The sequence below is a fragment of the Terracoccus luteus genome, from assembly GCF_003635045.1.
Lineage (GTDB): Bacteria > Actinomycetota > Actinomycetes > Actinomycetales > Dermatophilaceae > Terracoccus > Terracoccus luteus.
In genome coordinates this window covers 2,660,044-2,676,473 of sequence record NZ_RBXT01000001.1, presented here as the reverse complement: position 1 = coordinate 2,676,473, position 16,430 = coordinate 2,660,044, and the positions used below count along the sequence as shown (strand labels likewise).

At 74.4% G+C, this 16,430-nt stretch carries 16 protein-coding genes; 10 read left to right on the top strand and 6 right to left on the bottom strand.

Annotated features, from left to right (window positions below; all coding sequences use genetic code 11):
- The first annotated feature begins 11 nt into the window (after window positions 1-11).
- A complete protein-coding gene (locus DFJ68_RS12140) occupies window positions 12-227 on the top strand; it encodes a hypothetical protein (protein ID WP_121033545.1) in 216 nt (71 codons plus the stop codon).
- Entirely contained in the window at window positions 224-1,462 is a 1,239-nt protein-coding gene (locus DFJ68_RS12135; protein ID WP_121035333.1) for a cytochrome P450, read from the top strand. The genes DFJ68_RS12140 and DFJ68_RS12135 overlap by 4 nt, the downstream gene beginning before the upstream one ends.
- 17 nt (window positions 1,463-1,479) lie before the next feature.
- Here DFJ68_RS12135 and DFJ68_RS12130 read toward each other — a convergent pair whose 3' ends face one another.
- Entirely contained in the window at window positions 1,480-2,013 is a 534-nt protein-coding gene (locus DFJ68_RS12130) for a copper resistance CopC family protein (protein WP_121033543.1), read from the bottom strand.
- Between the two features lie 4 nt (window positions 2,014-2,017).
- The gene (locus tag DFJ68_RS12125; protein ID WP_121033541.1) at window positions 2,018-3,022 is read right to left on the bottom strand and encodes an SAM-dependent methyltransferase; all 1,005 of its coding nucleotides are present in this window, start codon (window positions 3,020-3,022) and stop codon (window positions 2,018-2,020) included.
- An 89-nt stretch (window positions 3,023-3,111) separates the two neighbouring features.
- Here DFJ68_RS12125 and DFJ68_RS12120 point away from each other — a divergent pair, with 89 nt between their 5' ends.
- The 3 genes from DFJ68_RS12120 to nadC are packed head-to-tail and all read left to right on the top strand — an operon-like array spanning window position 3,112 to window position 6,708.
- A complete protein-coding gene (locus DFJ68_RS12120; RefSeq protein ID WP_121033539.1) occupies window positions 3,112-4,020 on the top strand; it encodes a Rossmann-like and DUF2520 domain-containing protein in 909 nt (302 codons plus the stop codon).
- Window positions 4,021-4,051: 31 nt separating this feature from the next.
- Window positions 4,052-5,791, top strand: a complete 1,740-nt coding sequence (locus tag DFJ68_RS12115; RefSeq protein ID WP_121033537.1) for an L-aspartate oxidase — start codon at window positions 4,052-4,054, stop codon at window positions 5,789-5,791.
- On the top strand, window positions 5,788-6,708 hold the full coding sequence (nadC, locus tag DFJ68_RS12110; RefSeq protein ID WP_121033535.1) for a carboxylating nicotinate-nucleotide diphosphorylase: 921 nt from the start codon (window positions 5,788-5,790) through the stop codon (window positions 6,706-6,708). The genes DFJ68_RS12115 and nadC overlap by 4 nt, the downstream gene beginning before the upstream one ends.
- A 29-nt stretch (window positions 6,709-6,737) precedes the next feature.
- Here the strand turns inward: nadC and DFJ68_RS12105 are convergent, their stop codons facing one another.
- Window positions 6,738-7,427 carry a class I SAM-dependent methyltransferase gene (locus DFJ68_RS12105; RefSeq protein WP_121033533.1) on the bottom strand — a complete coding sequence of 230 codons (690 nt, stop codon included), beginning with the start codon at window positions 7,425-7,427 and terminating at the stop codon, window positions 6,738-6,740.
- A gap of 4 nt (window positions 7,428-7,431) precedes the next feature.
- Complete coding sequence (locus DFJ68_RS12100) at window positions 7,432-8,253, bottom strand: DUF3109 family protein (RefSeq protein WP_121033531.1); 822 nt, start codon at window positions 8,251-8,253, stop codon at window positions 7,432-7,434.
- A gap of 169 nt (window positions 8,254-8,422) precedes the next feature.
- Between DFJ68_RS12100 and DFJ68_RS12095 the strand changes: the two genes are divergently transcribed.
- The 3 genes from DFJ68_RS12095 to DFJ68_RS12085 all read left to right on the top strand — a co-directional run bounded on the left by DFJ68_RS12095 (window position 8,423) and on the right by DFJ68_RS12085 (window position 12,775).
- Window positions 8,423-9,355, top strand: coding sequence for a Ppx/GppA family phosphatase (locus DFJ68_RS12095; RefSeq protein WP_121033529.1), 933 nt, complete (start codon window positions 8,423-8,425; stop codon window positions 9,353-9,355).
- Window positions 9,356-9,401: 46 nt separating this feature from the next.
- Entirely contained in the window at window positions 9,402-10,199 is a 798-nt protein-coding gene (locus DFJ68_RS12090) for a sugar phosphate isomerase/epimerase family protein (RefSeq protein WP_121035332.1), read from the top strand.
- 83 nt (window positions 10,200-10,282) lie between these two features.
- Window positions 10,283-12,775: an MMPL family transporter gene (locus tag DFJ68_RS12085; RefSeq protein ID WP_121033527.1), complete on the top strand. Its 2,493-nt coding sequence runs from the start codon at window positions 10,283-10,285 to the stop codon at window positions 12,773-12,775.
- Window positions 12,776-12,807: 32 nt separating this feature from the next.
- On the opposite strand, the gene DFJ68_RS12080 is transcribed toward DFJ68_RS12085, so the two are convergent.
- Together DFJ68_RS12080 and ku are read right to left on the bottom strand one after the other, a co-directional pair.
- A complete protein-coding gene (locus DFJ68_RS12080) occupies window positions 12,808-13,539 on the bottom strand; it encodes an SDR family oxidoreductase (RefSeq protein ID WP_121033525.1) in 732 nt (243 codons plus the stop codon).
- A 47-nt stretch (window positions 13,540-13,586) separates the two neighbouring features.
- A complete protein-coding gene (ku, locus tag DFJ68_RS12075; protein WP_121033523.1) occupies window positions 13,587-14,576 on the bottom strand; it encodes a non-homologous end joining protein Ku in 990 nt (329 codons plus the stop codon).
- An 18-nt stretch (window positions 14,577-14,594) separates the two neighbouring features.
- On the opposite strand from ku, the gene ligD (DFJ68_RS12070) reads away from it, so the two are divergent.
- Together ligD (DFJ68_RS12070) and ligD (DFJ68_RS12065) are read left to right on the top strand one after the other, a co-directional pair.
- A complete protein-coding gene (gene ligD / locus DFJ68_RS12070; protein WP_170165758.1) occupies window positions 14,595-15,539 on the top strand; it encodes a non-homologous end-joining DNA ligase in 945 nt (314 codons plus the stop codon).
- Window positions 15,539-16,423, top strand: a complete 885-nt coding sequence (ligD, locus tag DFJ68_RS12065) for a non-homologous end-joining DNA ligase (protein WP_121033521.1) — start codon at window positions 15,539-15,541, stop codon at window positions 16,421-16,423. The genes ligD (DFJ68_RS12070) and ligD (DFJ68_RS12065) overlap by 1 nt, the downstream gene beginning before the upstream one ends.
- The last annotated feature ends 7 nt before the right edge of the window (window positions 16,424-16,430 follow it).

Here is a 16,430-nt window from a genome sequence, read left to right as displayed (position 1 = left end):
GGCTTGGCGAGGTGGACGTGACGGTCCGGCTCGCAGGGCCGGACGACGAGGAGGCCCTGGCCGACCTCACCTCCCGGACGTCCGACGTCGGCGCGGCGCAGTTCACCCACGACCTGCTCGTCACGGCGCAGGAGGCGGGCCCGACCCCCTCACCCGAGGCGACGCCGCCCAGCTCCGGGGAGGTCGGCGGCCGCGCCGTCGGGCGTGCGGCAGAGTGTCGCCCGTGAGCGCACCGTTCGAGCTGTCCGACCCCGCCTTCCTCGCCGACCCCTACCCGGGTTTGGCCTCCGCGCGCTCCGAGGCGCCGATCGTCTGGCACGACGGACTGGGCGAGTGGGTGACGACGACCCACCGGGCGGCCAGCGACGTGCTGCGCCACCGCGGCCTGGGCCGCGTCTTCCGCGAGCGGGCCGCCGGCCACGACGACCCGTGGACCGTCTTCGACTGGCTGCACGCCGACTCCATCCTCGACTCCGAGCCGCCGAAGCACACCCGGCTGCGCCGCCTCGTGGCCGGCGCCTTCGGCCGGGGCCACGTCGAGCGGCTGCGGCCGAGGGTCGTCGAGCTGGCGGGCGGGCTCGCCGACGACGCGGTGGCCGAGCTCGACGCGACCGGACGCGTCGACCTCATCGCCCGGTTCGCCGAGCCGCTGCCGGTGCTCGTCATCTGCGAGCTGCTCGGTGCGCCGACCTCCGACTGGAAGCGGCTGCGTGACTGGTCTCAGGCCATCGTCGCCATGTACGAGGTCGGTCCGTCACCGGAGGCGCAGCAGCGCGCACAGGTGGCCAGCCACGAGTTCGCCTCGTACGTCGAGCAGCTCGCCGAGCAGCGCCGCGGGGAGCCCGGCGACGACCTGCTCACGTCGCTCGTCGAGGCCCGTGACGGCTCCGACCGACTCAGCCCCCGCGAGCTCGTCGCCACGGTCGTGCTGCTGCTCAACGCCGGGCACGAGGCGAGCGTGAACGGCTTCGGCAACGGTGTGGCCTCGCTGCTCGCCGCGCCCGACCAGCTCGACGCGGTCGTGGCCGGGCTCGACGACGACGCCGTCGTGCAGCGGCTCGTCGAGGAGATGCTGCGCCACGACGCCCCGCTGCACCTCTTCGAGCGCACCGCGACCGAGGACGTCGCCCTGCACGGCGTCACGATCCGACAGGGCCAGAAGGTCGCGGCCCTGCTCGGTGCGGCAGCCCGGGACCCCCAGGTGTTCGACGAGCCCGACGCCTTCCGCGCCGACCGCGACCCCAACCCGCACCTCGCGTTCGGGGCCGGCATCCACTTCTGCCTCGGCGCCCCGTTGGCGCGCCTCGAGCTGCAGGAGAGCGTCCGGGCGCTGCTCCGGCGCACCGGCCCGGTCGAGGTGGTCGAGGCCCACCGCCGCCCGACCTTCGTCCTGCGCGGCTACGAGACCCTCGTCGTGGCGAGACGCGCCGAAGCGGCCGCGACGAGCGAGACGAGGGGCTGAGGCAGGCTCAGGCCGGGTCAGGCGGAGGTGGGCCGACGGCGGCGCAGCAGCAGGCCCACCGCGACGAGCACGACGACGAGCACGACGGCGAGGCCCACGACGATCGGCAGCGAGGAGCCGCCCCCGTCCGGCTGCGCCGCCGACGCGGACCCGCCGACGGGGCCCGTGGCGGCCGGCGCCGCCGACCCGTCGAGGCCGGTCGTGGCCCGGAACGCGAACGTGCCGCTCACGGGGTGACCGTCGTCGCTCGTGACGCGGTACGTCACCGTGTAGTCGCCACCCGGTGCGCTCGACGAGACCGCCTGGCGCACCTCGCGACCACTGACGGTCGGCTTCCCCTCGGCGACGTCGCCGCCGGGGCCGCGCACGAGCAGCTGGGTGCCGAGAGGCAGCGGGTCCTCGGAGAAGGTGAGCACGACGGCGGCCGGCATGCGCTCGACCGTGGCCCCGTCGGCGGGGTTGGTGCTCTCGAGCACGTCGTGCGCCGACGCGCTGAGCGGCATCCCGACGACGGCGCCGAGGGCGAGCAGGAGGACGACGAACCGGCGCATGGCCTCAGGGTACGTCCGCCGGCCGGACCCTCCTGACCACCCACCAGAAGGCCCCGTAGCCCTCCCGGTCGCGCAGCGCAGTGAGCGCGCTCGACCGCTGCAGGGCCGAGAGGTAGGCGAGCGGGTCGGCTCGGGCGAGGTCGTGCGCCGGGGTGGCGCCGGTGAGGCCGAGCGCGTCGAGGACGTCACGCTGCCGCACGCGCTCGTCGGCCTCGAGGGAGTCGACGGCGACGTGGGCGGTGACGTCGCAGGCGCCGTCCGGCACGGGCACGACCTGCCGCCCGCCGGCGTACCCGGTGAGGGTGCCGGCCGGCGGCCTGGTGCCCGTCGTGTGGCCGTAGTCGACGGCGACCACGAGACCGCTGCGGACGCGCCCCAGCAGCCCGCTCCACGCCTCGTCGCGGCTCCTCCCGACCTCGACGCGGTCACCGGGTTCCGTTGCACGCCAGTACCGCTCGCACCAGCTGAGGTCATCACCCACGAGGGCGTCACCGAGCGTCTCGATGCCGGATGCCGGGTCGACAAGCAGCTCGTGCAGCGCACCGTCGGTGCCCACCTCGGCGACCGTGCAGGGCACGACGTCGAGCCATTCGTGGGCCACGACGAGAGCCCCGACGAAAGCCTCGTCGAGAGCCTCGTCGAGGGCGTGGGGCAGCGCCGCGCCACCGGGGGAGACGAGCCACTCGACCCGGTCGGGCAACGCCGCCGGGCGCGCGGTGACGTCGACGGCCACGACCCGAGTCGTCGCCGAGGCACCGCCGTCGCCGGCCCGGTCGAGCAGCGCCGCGAGGTGGGCGGCCAGCTCGCCGTGGCCCGCGCCGACGTCGACCACGACGGTCGGTGGCCGGGGGTGTGAGCGGTGCCACAGGGCGAGGAGCGCCTCGGCGAGGGCCGCGCCGGCGGGCCCGTTGGCCGCCGTCGCGAAGTGGGCGGCCGGCCCGTCGCCCGACCGGTAGAAGCCCGACCCGGAGGCGTAGAGGGCGTCGTGCCACGCCCGACGCCACGGCATGGCATCCGGGACCGCTCTCGTCCCGTCCCTCTCGTCGTCATCGTCGCCGGCACCCACGAGGCAGGAGGCTAGGCGATACCGTTCGGGTCGTGACGAGCCCGCACGACCGCCCCGCCCGCTTCGACGTGGGTGTCGTCGGTTCCGGTCGGGTCGGCGCCGTGCTCGGCGCCGCCCTGCGCGCGGCGGGTCACCACGTGCGCGCGGTCTCCGCGGTGAGCGAGGCGAGCCTCGAGCGGGCCGCGACCCTGCTGCCGGGGGTGCCGGTCCGGCCGGTCCCCGACGTCGTGTCGGGCGCGCACCTCGTGCTGCTCGCCGTGCCCGACGACGCCCTCGGCGAGCTCGTCTCCGGTCTCGCCGCGACGGGGACGTTCACGCCCGGGCAGCTCGTCGTGCACACCTCGGGCACCCACGGCACCGAGGTGCTGGCACCCGCGGCGGCCGCCGACGTCGTCCCCCTCGCGCTGCACCCGGTCATGACGTTCACCGGCACCGCCGTCGACCTCGACCGCCTCGTCGACTGCTGCTTCGGGGTGACGACGGTCGACGTCGCGCGCCCCCTCGCCGAGGCGCTCGTGATCGAGATGGGCGGTGAGCCGGTGTGGGTGCCCGAGGACGCCCGCGAGACGTACGCCACCGCCCTCACCCACGGCGCCGACCACCTCGTCACCCTCGTCGCCCAGTCGATGCAGCTGCTCGCGGCCGCCGGCATCGACGACCCGGCGCGGGTGCTCGAGCCGCTCCTGCAGGCGGCGCTCGCGAACACCCTGCAGGGTGGTGACGGCGCCCTGACCGGCCCGGTGTCGCGAGGTGATGCGGGTACGGTGTCCGGGCACGTCGCCGCGCTGCGGCGGGTGGCGCCGGACGTCAGCCCGGCCTACCTCGCCCTGGCCCGCGCGACGGCGCAGCGCGCGCTGCTCAGCGGGCGTCTCAAGCCCTCCGCGGCCGAGCCGTTGCTCGAGCTGCTCGCGCCGGGCCGACCCGACGAGGAGAGCGCGTGACCTGCGACCACCAGCGTGAGGGCGGGGCGCGATGACGACCGCGCCCACCGGCATCCGCATCCCCCGCCGCCTCCGCTCGCGCGAGCCGGGGTGGACGACGACCGCCGACGTCATCGTCGTCGGCTCCGGCATCGCCGGGCTCACGACGGCGCTGCGGCTGCGCCGCCGCGTCGACCGCGTGCTGCTCGTCACCAAGACCGTGCTCGACGAGGGCTCGACCGCGTGGGCGCAGGGAGGCATCGCGGCGGTGATGTCGCCGGAGGACAGCGCCGCCGAGCACGTGCACGACACGCTCGTCGCGGGGGTCGGTCTCTGCGACGTCGAGGCCGTCGAGACCCTCGTTCGCGAGGGCACGGACGCCGTGTGGGACCTCATCGCCCTCGGCGCCGAGTTCGACCGCGGCGACACGGGCCAGATCTCGCTGACGCGCGAGGGCGGTCACCACCGCGACCGCATCCTGCACGCGGGGGGTGACGCGACCGGGCGGGAGATCTCGCGCGCCCTCATCGCCGCCCTGCGTCGCGTCAACGACGACCCGGGCATCGAGGTCATCGAGCATGCCCTCGTCGTCGACCTGCTGACGGATGCCCGGTCGCGGGTGTGCGGGGTCACCCTCCACGTCATCGGTGAGGGCCAGAACGACGGGGTGGGCGCCGCGCACGCGCGCGCCGTCGTGCTCGCCACGGGCGGCCTCGGCCAGATCTACGCCTCGACGACCAACCCGCCGGTCGCGACCGGCGACGGCATGGCGGCCGCGCTGCGGGCCGGCGCCGTGCTCGGCGACCTCGAGTTCGTGCAGTTCCACCCCACCGTGCTCTGGCTGGGCGAGGGCTCACGGGGGCAGCAGCCGCTCATCTCCGAGGCGGTCCGCGGTGAGGGGGCGTTCCTCGTCGACGGCGCGGGCGAACGCTTCATGCAGGGTCAGCACCCGCTCGCCGACCTCGCCCCGCGTGACGTCGTGGCGAGGGCGATCATCCGACGGATGCGCGAGACCGGCACCGACCACGTGTACCTCGACTGCCGTCACCTCGGGGCGGCCTTCCTCGAGCAGCGCTTCCCGTCGATCGTCGAGCGCTGTCGCGGGCTGGGTTTCGACCCGGCCACCGACCTGCTGCCGGTGGCGCCGGCCCAGCACTACGCATCCGGAGGCGTGCGCACCGACCTGCGGGGGCGGACGTCGCTCGAGGGCCTCTACGCCTGCGGTGAGACGTCGTGCACCGGGGTGCACGGCGCGAACCGGCTCGCGAGCAACTCGCTGCTCGAGGGGCTCGTCTTCGCCCGCCGCATCGCCGACGACCTCACCGCGCGGCTCGCGGCCGGAGAGCTGCCGCCGTCGAGCCCGGTCGACGTCGTCGACGACGCCGACCGCGCCCTCGTGCGGGGACGTCGACGGCTCGAGGTCCAGCGGGCCATGACCGCGGGCGCCGGCACGGTGCGCTCGGCCGCCTCCCTCGACCGCACCGAGACGGCCCTGGCCGCCCTCGCCCGCACCGGCGCCGACGAGGACGCGGCCAAGAAGGGCGGGCCGAAGAGCTGGGAGACGACCAACCTGCTGCACCTAGGCCGGGCCCTCACCCACGTCGCTCGGCTGCGCGAGGAGACCCGTGGCGGCCACGTGCGCGAGGACTTCCCCGACCGCGACGACGCGCGGTACCTGCACCACACGTGGCTGCGGCGCTCGGGCGACGGCGAGCTCGTCACCGAGACGGTGCCCGTGCCTCAGGAGAACCTCGACGGGCTCGACCTCGACGCCGTCGGAGACAGGAGATGACCCGGGTGGACACGACGCAGGCGACGGACGACGGCCTCAGCGGCTTCCCCCTCGAGCATGCCCTCGCCCTCGTCGAGGTCGCACTGGCCGAGGACCTCGGCCCCCGCGGGCTCGACGTGACGACGCTGGCCACGATCCCGGCCGACCAGGTGCGCACGGCCGAGGTGGTCGCCCGCGCGCCCGGGGTGGTGGCCGGCATCCCCGTCGTCTCCCTCGTGCTCGAGCAGGTGGCCGAGACCCTCGGCGTCGACGTGCCGAGCGTCGAGGTGGTCCGCGACGACGGCGCGCGCGTGGAGCGGGGGGACACCATCGCGCGGGTCGTCGGGTCGACCCGGGTCGTGCTCGTCGCCGAGCGCACCCTGCTCAACGTCGTCAGCCGGCTCTCCGGCGTGGCCACGCACACGCGCCGGTGGGCCGACGCGCTCGAGGGCACCGGCACGATGGTGCTCGACACCCGCAAGACGACGCCCGGGATGCGGTGGCTCGAGAAGTACGCGGTGCGCTGCGGCGGCGGCACGAACAAGCGGATGGGTCTCTACGACGTCGCGATGATCAAGGACAACCACAAGCTCGCAGCCGGGTCGGTCGCGGCGGCCTACGCCCTCGTGCGCGAGCGCTTCCCCGACGTGCCGGTGCAGGTCGAGGTGACGACCCCCGACGAGGCCCAGGAGGCGTGGGACGCAGGCGCGCGGTTCGTCATGTGCGACAACATGGACGTCGCCACGCTCACCGCGACCGTGGCGCTCCTGCGTGAGAACGCCTCTGCTGCAGGCGAACCGGTCGAGATCGAGGCGACGGGCGGGCTCACGCTCGAGGTCGTGCGCGACTACGCCGGCAGCGGCGTCGACTACGTGTCGGTCGGCGGGCTCACCCACAGCAGCCCCATCGTCGACATCGCCCTCGACCTCGTCGACTGACCCGTCGGGAGGAGTGCCCGGGCGGGGGGTCAGTAGCGGCGGTGCCAGAGGTTGACGGCGTAGTCGACACCGGTCGCGTCGGGGTGCTCGGCGAGGATGAGGTCGGCGTGCTCCGGCGCGAACTCGATGCCGACGACGGCCTCGAAGTCGTCGCGGCTGTCGAAGGTCCACGCGATGTCGAGGCGCTCGCGTGACCAGCCCTGCCGCTCCCAGAAGCGCTCGACGGCCCGGGGGTCGTAGCCCGGCAGCGCCCTCCGGAACCAGCGCCCGAACGTCGAGCGGGTGGCGTCGTTGTCGACGACGAAGGCCGCGCCGCCCGGGCGCATGACCCGGTCGAGCTCGGCCAGACCCGGCTCGCAGCCGGGCCCGAAGAAGTAGGCCCACCGGGCGTGCGCGACGTCGAAGGAGGCGTCGGGCACCCCGATCGCGGCGGCACCCTCCTCGCGGACCGAGCACGAGGGCATCCCCGAGACCCGTTCTGCCGCAAGCGAAGCCAACGGCGGGTGCGGTTCGACACCGACGACCGACCGCGCGTCGCGGGCGAAGACCGGCAGGTGGTAGCCCGTGCCGCAGCCGATGTCGACGACGTCGAGACCCGACCAGTCGAGCACCGAGCGCATGGCCGCGTCGATGACGCCGGCCCGGTCGACGCCGCGGTTCTCGACCTCGTAGACGTCGGGCGTGTGCCAGATGTTGGGGGAGGGGATGACCTCGCTCACGCCGTCACCGGGCCCGCTTGCGCGCGGGGTGCGCGGGCGAGGCCGCCAGCGTGGCGGGGTGCACGAGCAGCGGCAGCAGCTCGCGGGCGCCGCGGGCCCGCACGGCCTTGACCTGGGCGAGGTGCGCCTCGGCACGGATGACGAGCTGCTCGTAGGCGGCCTGGCCCATGAGCTCGACGAGCTCGGGGGCGTTCGAGCGGTAGACCGGCTCGCGGCCGACGTGCGCCTCGGGGTTGCCCGAGCAGTACCAGTCGAGGTCGTGGCCGCCGGGGCCCCAGCCACGGCGGTCGTACTCGGTGATCGTCACCTCGAGGTAGCTCGTGTCGTCGGGCAGCTCGACGGTGCGGTACGTGCGACGGATCGGCAGCTGCCAGCACACGTCGGGCTTCGTCGTGTGGGGGTCGACCCCCGTGAGCACCGCGTGCTGGTGCAGGGCGCAGCCGGCGCCGGCGGGGAAGCCCGGGCGGTTGAGGAAGATGCACGCGCTGTCGACGACCTTCGTCTTGCGCGCGCCGTCCTCGGTCTCGGTCCAGTCGCTGCGCCGGCCGGTCGCCGTGCCCTGCGCGTGGTACTGCCACTCGTCCTCGCCGAGCTCGGCGACGAAGCCGGCTACCCGGCGCACGTCGTCCTTGTCGGTGAAGTGCGCGCCCAGCGTGCAGCACCCGTCGTCGGGCCGGCCCGCGTAGATGCCCTGGCAGCCGCTGCCGAAGATGCACGTCCAGCTGCTCGTCAGCCAGGTGAGGTCGCAGCGGAAACGCTGCGAGGCGTCCGCCGGGTCGGTGAACTCGACCCAGAGGCGCGGGAGGTCCAGGGGTGCTTCGGCCACCGGGTCACCCTATGCCGCAGGGCGCCCGCCGCCACGACCACCGTCGGATGCCGGTCGGCCGGGTCCGCGGCGTCCGCCCCCTCGCGTGCGGGTCCACGCGGGATTCGTGCGGGTTCTCGCGGGTCCGTTCCCAAAAGGTCCCGGCCACCACCCCCGCTAGGGTGAGGTCATGCGGCTGGGCGTCATCGACATCGGGTCGAACACGGTTCACCTGCTCGTCGTCGACGCCTACGCCGGCGCCCACCCGCTGCCCGCGTCGTCGCACAAGACCGAGCTGCGGCTGTCCGAGAGCACCCGGCCCGACGGCAGCATCGACCCGGCCACCGCCGACCGGCTCGTCGCCTTCATCGGTGAGTGCCTCGTCATCGCCGAGGACCAGGGCGTCCACGACCTCTTCGCCTTCGCCACGTCGGCGCTGCGCGAGGCGCCGAACGGCCCCGACGTCATCGCCCGGGTGCGCGCCGAGACCGGCGTCGACCTCGAGACCCTCACCGGCAGCGACGAGGCGCGCATGACCTTCCTCGCCGTGCGGCGGTGGTTCGGCTGGTCGAGCGGGCGGCTGCTCGTCGTCGACATCGGCGGCGGCTCGCTCGAGCTCGCCGGCGGCCTCGACGAGGAGCCCGACGTCGCCGTCAGCCTGCCCCTCGGGGCCGGCCGGGTCACCCGCGAACGTCTGCCCGGTGACCCCCCGACCGCCGACGAGCTGCGGGCGGTGCGCGGCTGGGTGCGCACGACCCTCGCCGAGCAGCTGCGCCCGCTGCTTACCGCCGGCCCGCCCGACCGCGCCGTCGGCACGTCGAAGACCCTGCGATCGCTGGCCCGCATCGCCGGTGCCGCCCCGCGCGAGGAGGGGCCGTTCGTCCCGCGCCACCTGACCCGTGACGACCTCGCCGTCGTCGTCGAGAAGCTCGCGGGCATGGATGCCGTCGCCCGCACCTCCCTGCCCGCCGTGTCGGTCGGGCGCGCCCACCAGCTGCTCGCCGGCGCGCTCGTGGCGCAGGCCTCCATGGACCTGCTCCAGCTCGAGCGCCTCGACATCTGCCCGTGGGCCCTGCGCGAGGGCCTCATCCTGCGCCGCCTCGACCACCTCGCCGGCGCGTGACGCCGCGCGAGGGCCTCTGGGCCCAGAGGGCCCGGTGGGTGACGCGGTGAGCGTCCGGGTCGGACTCTCGACGTCGTCGGTCTACCCCGACAACGCCGCCACCGCCTTCGCCACGGCGCTGCGCCTCGGCTACGACGCCGTCGAGATCATGGTCTGGACCGACCCCGTCACCCGTGAGGCGGGGGCCCTGCGCGCCCTGTCCGAGCACCACGGGCTGCCCGTCGCGTCGGTGCACGCCCCGACCCTGCTGCTGACGCAACGGGTCTGGGGCACCGAGCCGTGGGACAAGATCGACCGCTCCATCGAGCTGGCGCACGAGATCGGCGCCCCCACGGTGGTGCTGCACCCGCCCTTCCGCTGGCAGCGCGAGTACGCGGCGGAGTTCGTCGAGGGCATCGCCCTGCGGGAGCACGACAGCGGCCTGCGACTCGCCGTCGAGAACATGTACCCGTGGCGCACGGCCGGGCGCGAGCTGCTCGCCTACCTTCCCCACTGGGACCCGACCGACCAGCCCTACGACAGCGTCACCCTCGACCTGTCCCACACCGCGACCGCCGGCTCCGACGCCCTCGCGATGGTCGAGGCCCTCGGTGACCGACTCGCCCACGTCCACCTCGCCGACGGCCTCGGCTCGTTCAAGGACGAGCACCTCGTCCCGGGCCGCGGTGCCCAGCCCTGCGCGGCGGTGCTCCAGCTGCTCGCCGACACCGGGTGGCAGGGCGACGTCGTCGTCGAGGTCGGCACGCGCAAGGAGTCGGCCGACCAGCGTGAGATCGACCTCGCCGAGGCCCTCGCCTTCGCCCGCCTCGCCCTCGAGCCCACCCGGGGGGAGGGGCGGCTCTGACCGTCGACCGGATGCCGGGGGGCGCCCGGTTATCGTGGCGGCGGACACCGGCATCCGCGGTGCCCTGACGGAGAGGTGCCGACGTGGCGCGCTGGTTGTACGGTCTCGGCTCGCGTGCGGCGGGGCGGCCGAAGGTGGTGCTCCTCGTCTGGGCGGTGCTGCTGGCCCTCGGGGTCACCGGCTTCCTCGCCTTCGGCGGCACGCTGTCGGCGCAGGTGACGCTCCCCGGCACCCCGACGGCGAAGGTCGTCGACCGGCTCGCCGAGAAGCTGCCGGCCGCGAGCGGTGGCAGCGGCACCGTCGTCTTCCACGCCGAGGACGGAGCCGCCCTCACCGCGGCCCAGCGTGCGCAGGTCACGGCGCTGCTGCAGCGCGTGGGCCGCCTCGACGGCGTCGCCGGCACCGTCGACCCCTTCGCGACGACGGCGCAGCGTCAGCAGCAGGCCGACCGGCTGGCCGCGGCGAAGCAGCAGGTGAGCCAGGGGCGCACGCAGCTGACGGCCGGTCAGCAACAGCTCGACACCGCCCGGGCCCGGCTGACGTCCCTGCCCGCCGCGCAGCAGCAGAGCGCCCAGGTGCAGGCGCAGCTGGCCGCGCTGGAGAAGCAGCAGGCCACGCTCGACGCCGGCCGCACGCAGCTCGAGCAGCAGGCCGGGCAGGTCGACGTGGGCGGTCGGCTGCTCGCCGTGTCCGAGCGCCTCCGCCAGGTCTCGACCGACGGCAGCACCGCGCTCGGCGTCGTCCGCTTCACCCAGCCGCAGCTCGAGGTCACCCCCGAGACGAAGGACGCCGTGGCCGCGGCCCTGCAGGGCGCCGACCTCCAGGGGGTGCAGGTCGCGCTCAGCCAGGACCTCGTGCAGGAGGTGCCCGAGGTCTTCGGCCCCGGCGAGGCCGTCGGCCTGCTCGTCGCCGCGATCACCCTGCTCGTCATGCTCGGCACCGCCATCGCCGCCGCCGTGCCGATCGTCTCGGCCGTCGTCGGGGTGGGCGTCGGCGTCACCGCGGCGCTCTCGCTGTCGGGCGTCGTCGACATGATCTCGGTGACGCCCATCCTCGGCGTCATGCTCGGGCTGGCGGTCGGCATCGACTACTCGCTCTTCCTGCTCAACCGGCACCGCCGTCAGCTGCTGCACGGCATGCCGATGCGCGAGTCGATCGCCCTCGCCACCGGCACCGCCGGCAACGCCGTGGTCTTCGCCGGCCTGACCGTCGTCATCGCCCTCGTGGCCCTCAACGTCACCGGCATCGGGTTCCTCGGCCTCATGGGCAGCGTCGGCGCCTTCTGCGTGCTCGTCGCGGTCGCGATGGCCGTGACGTTCACGCCGGCGCTCCTGTCCCTGCTCGGCACCCGGGCCCTGCGTCGGCGCGAGCGCGCCTTCTACGAGCGGCACGACGACGCCGCCGAGGAGCAGCGCCGGGCGCAGCAGTTGCAGGAGGCCGCGGCCACGGCCGGGCTGCGGCCGATGCGCACGGCCCGCGCGGCCGTGACGCTCGTGCTCGGGGTGGCCGTGCTCGGCCTGCTCGCCGTGCCGGCGGCCTCCCTGAGACTCGGCCTGCCCGACGGGTCCTCCGAGGCGGCGGACTCGACGCAGTACCAGGCCTTCGAGCTGACGCAGCGGTACTTCGGCGCCGGCTTCAACGGGCCGCTGCTCGTCGTCGCCGACCTCGCCGAGCCCGTCAGCGAGGCCGGTCAGGCGGCCGAGCAGGTGCGCGTCGCCGAGCGGCTCGTGCAGCAGCGCGACGTCGCGGCGGTGGCCCCGGTCGGGGTGTCCGACGACCGCACGCTGCTCGCCTTCCAGGTCGTCCCCACCGGCGGGCCGACGAGCGAGTCGACCGAGCAGCTCGTGCAGGACATCCGCGCCCTCCCCGAGGGCTACGGCGTCGCCGGCAGCGCGAGCGGCAACATCGACGTCTCCGAGCAGCTCGGTGGGGCCCTCCCCGGCTACCTCGGCCTCGTCGTCGGGCTGTCGCTGCTCATCCTCGTCGTCGTGTTCCGCTCGCTGCTCGTGCCAGTCACCGCGACGCTCGGCTTCGTCCTGTCGCTCTTCGCGACGCTCGGCGCCATCACCGCCGTGTTCCAGTGGGGCTGGCTCGCGTCGGTCTTCGGCATCACGACGCCCGGGCCGGTGCTCAGCTTCCTGCCGACCATCGTCATCGGCATCATGTTCGGCCTCGCGATGGACTACCAGCTGTTCCTCGTCTCGGGCATGCGCGAGGCCTACGCCCACGGCACCGACGCCCGCACCGCCGTCACGGCGGGGGTCCGGGCCGGGCGCCCGGTGGTCGTCGCCGCGGCGGTCATCATGGTCGCCGTGTTCGCGGGCTTCATCAGCTCGGACGCCGTCATCATCCGGTCGTTCGGGTTCGCCCTCGCCTTCGGCGTGCTCGTCGACGCCTTCCTCGTGCGCCTGCTCATCGTCCCCGCGGTCATGCACCTGCTGGGGCGCAGTGCGTGGTGGATTCCGGGGTGGCTGGCCCGGGTGCTGCCCGACGTCGACGTCGAGGGGGCCTCGCTGGAGCGCGGGTCGTCGTCAGGCTCGGCAGGCTCGTCGTCGTCGGAGCGCACGCCCGCCTGACCCGCGCCGTCGCCGCTTCGACCGGATGCCGGTCAGCGCGGTGTCGTCGGCCCGCCCCGCGGGCGCACCGACAGCGAGTCGACGCTCGCCCCGGCCGGCGCGTCGACGGCCGTGCGAACCGCGGCCACGACCGTGTCGACGTCGAGGTAGGCGGCGGCGTCGTACCGGGCGCCCTCGTGCTCGACGAGCTCGTGCTGCATGTCGGTGTCGACGCGTCCGGGGTGCAGGGAGGTCACCCGCACGCCGTGCGCCCGCTCCTCGTCGCGCAGGGAGTCGGTGAGCGCACGCAGCGCGAACTTGCTGGCGCAGTAGGGGCCCTGGTCGGCCGAGGCGGTCAGGCCCGACCCGGAGTTCACGGCGACGACCGTGCCGCCCGCCGCCCTGAGGGCGGGCAGCAGGGCCCGGGTGACGGCGACGACCGCGACGACGTTGACCGTCATCGACTCGAGCCAGTCCGCGGTCGACGCCTCGGCCACGGTGCCGGCCCGCAGCACCCCTGCCGAGTGCACGAGCACGTCGACCCGGGGGAGCGTGGGCACGAGTCGCTCGAGCGCGCGCTCGAGCGACCCGCCCGGCCCGCAGTCACCGAGGTCGGCGACGAAGCCCGCGGCAGAGGGCAGCCCGGCCACGACGGCATCCACGCCCGACTGCGAGCGACCGCCGACGACGACGTGGTGGGTGCGGCCGAGGTCTCGCACCACCCCGAGGCCGATGCCGCGCGTGCCTCCGGTGACGACGGCGACGGGGCGGGTGGGTGCGTCCATGGGCCTACCCTAGGGAACGGGGTGGGAGGCTCCGCCGGGCGGACGGGTCAGGCCGACTTGCGGGTCGCGCTCTTGCGCGTGCTGCTCGCCTTCTTCGTGGCCGACCTCGCGGCGGGCGCCTTCTTCTCCGTGGTCTTCGCGGTCTTCGCGGTCGTCTTCTTCGCCGGGGCCTTCTTCGCCGGGGCCTTCTTCGCCGCGGCCTTCGTCGCCGGGCCGGAGTCGTCGTCGGCGCCCGAGTCGGCGGCGGCGGCGCCGCCACCCTTGGCGGCCTTGGCCTTGTCGACGCTGCGCTGCAGGGCCGCGAGGAGGTCGACGACCTCGGTGTCCTCCTCCTTGGCCTCCGGCGTCTCGGTGATGTCGCCGCCCTCGATCTTGGTCGCGACGAGCTGCGTGACGGCCTCGGCGTAGTCGTCCTCGAACTCGTCGGGCTCGTAGTCGCCCGAGAGCGAGTCGACGAGCGAGCTGGCCATGGCGAGCTCCTTGGCGCTCGCGTGCGTCTCGTCGCCCAGGCTCTCGAACTCGGGCGCGCGCACCTCGTCGGCCCACAGCAGGGTCTGCAGGACGATGACGTTGTCCCGCACCCGCAGCACGGCCAGCGTCATGCGGGTGCGTACGGCAACCGTCACGAGGGCCATGCGGTCGGCCTTGGCCAGGGCGTCGCGCAGCAGCACGTAGGGCTTGAGGCCGGTCTTGTCGGGCTCGAGGTAGTAGCTCTTGTCGAAGAGCAGCGGGTCGATCTGCTCGCTCGGCACGAACTTCTCGATCGAGATCTCCTTCGACGACCGCGACGGGAGGCTCTTGAGCTCCTCGTCGGACAGCACGACCATCTGCCCGTCGGCGGCCTCGTAGCCCTTGGCGATGTCGCTGTAGGCGACCTCCTCGCCGTCGATGGAGCAGACGCGCTGGTACTTGATGCGGCCCCCGTCCTTCTCGTGGACCTGCCGGAACTGCACGTCGTGGTTCTCGGTGGCCGCGAAGAGGCGCACGGGCACGTTGACCAGCCCGAACGACACGGCGCCTTTCCAGATGGCTCGCATGGGAACAAGAATGCACCCATGCGCCCCATGCTCGCGACGGCCACGGCGACCGTCCCTGACGGGCCCCGCTGGGCGCACGAGGTGAAGTGGGACGGGATGCGGGTCCTCGCCGACGTCTCGGAGGGGCGGCTGCAGCTGTTCACCCGCACCGAGCGGGACGTCACCGTCGCCTTCCCCGAGCTGCTGCCGCTGGCGGCGGAGTTCGCCGACATGCTGCTCGACGGTGAGGTCGTGTGCCTGCGGGACGGCATCCCCTCGTTCGCCGCGCTGGCCGACCGCTTCCACGTCACCGACGCCCGCCGGGCCGCCCGGCTCGCCGAGGCGAACCCGGCCACCCTCATGTCGTTCGACCTCCTGCGGCTCTACGGCGTCGACCTCATGGCGCGGGCGTGGTCGGACCGGCGGGCGACCCTGGAACGCCTCGAGCTCGAGGGTGCGCGCTGGCAGACGCCGCCGACGTTCGACGACGGCCGGGTGCTGCACGCGGCCACCCGCGACCAGGGCCTCGAGGGCGTCGTCAGCAAGCGGGTCGACTCGCCGTACCTCCCGGGACAGCGAAGTGCGTTGTGGCTCAAGGCTCCTCACCGTGCGACGGTATCGGTCGTCATCGGCGGTTGGCGCCCGGAGTCGACGGGTACGGTCGCGTCCCGGCTGGGCGCGGTGCTCGTCGGCGTCCCCGGCCCCGGGGGCCTGCGCTACCTCGGCCGGGTCGGTTCGGGCCTGGCCGGCCGGACGGGGCAGGCGCTGCTGCAGGACCTCGAGCCGCTCACCGCGGCCGAGTCGCCGTTCGGGACGGAGGTGCCACGCGTGGACGCCCTGGGCACGCGCTGGGTGCACCCGGTGCTCGTCGCCGACGTGCAGTCGCTCGGTCTCGGCGGGCAGGGACGGCTGCGCCAGCCCGCCTGGAAGGGTCTGCGCGACGACCTCACGCCGGGCGACGTCGAACCCCCCGAGGGGCTGTGATGGCGGCCGAGCCGGCGCGGGTGACGGTCGAGGTCGAGGGCCGGCGGATGCGGCTCTCGAGCCTCGACAAGGTCATGTACCCCAAGGCGGGGACGACCAAGGCGCAGGTGCTCGACTACTACGCCCGCATCGCGCCGGTGCTGCTGCCCCACCTGGCCGGCCGTCCGGTCACCCGGGTCCGGTTCCCGCACGGCACCGGCGACCTGCAGTTCTTCGAGAAGAACATCCCGGCCGGGACGCCCGAGTGGCTGCGCCGCGCGGGGCGAGACCCCGTGTTCCCGCTCGTCGACGACCTCGCCGGCGTGACCTTCCTCGTCAACCTCAACTCCCTCGAGCTGCACGTACCGCAGTGGCGCTACGAGGGGGAGGGGCGCGACGCCGTGGCCCGGCACCCCGACCGGCTCGTCATCGACCTCGACCCGGGGCCGGGCACGGGACTGACCGAGTGCTCCCGCGTGGCGCTCCTCGTCCGCGACCGCCTCGGGTCGCTCGGCCTCGACACCCTGCCCGTGACGAGCGGCAGCAAGGGGATGCAGCTCTACGCCGTGCTCCCGGGGTCGCTGTCGAGCGACCAGGTGCGCGACACCGTGCAGCAGCTCGCGCAGGAGCTGACGAAACGGCACCCCGACCACGTGGTCTGGAAGATGGCCAAGGAGCTGCGGCCGAACAAGGTGTTCCTCGACTGGAGCCAGAACGTCGCCGCCAAGACGACCATCTGCCCGTACTCCCTGCGCGGGCGCGACGCCCCGACCGTCGCCGCGCCGCGTACGTGGGACGAGGTCGAGCAGGGCGCCGCCCGGGGAGACCTGCTGCAGCTGCGCGCCGCCGAGGTGCTCGAACGCGTCGAGCGCCACGGCGACCTCGCGGCCGACCTCGTCACGTAGGCGGGTC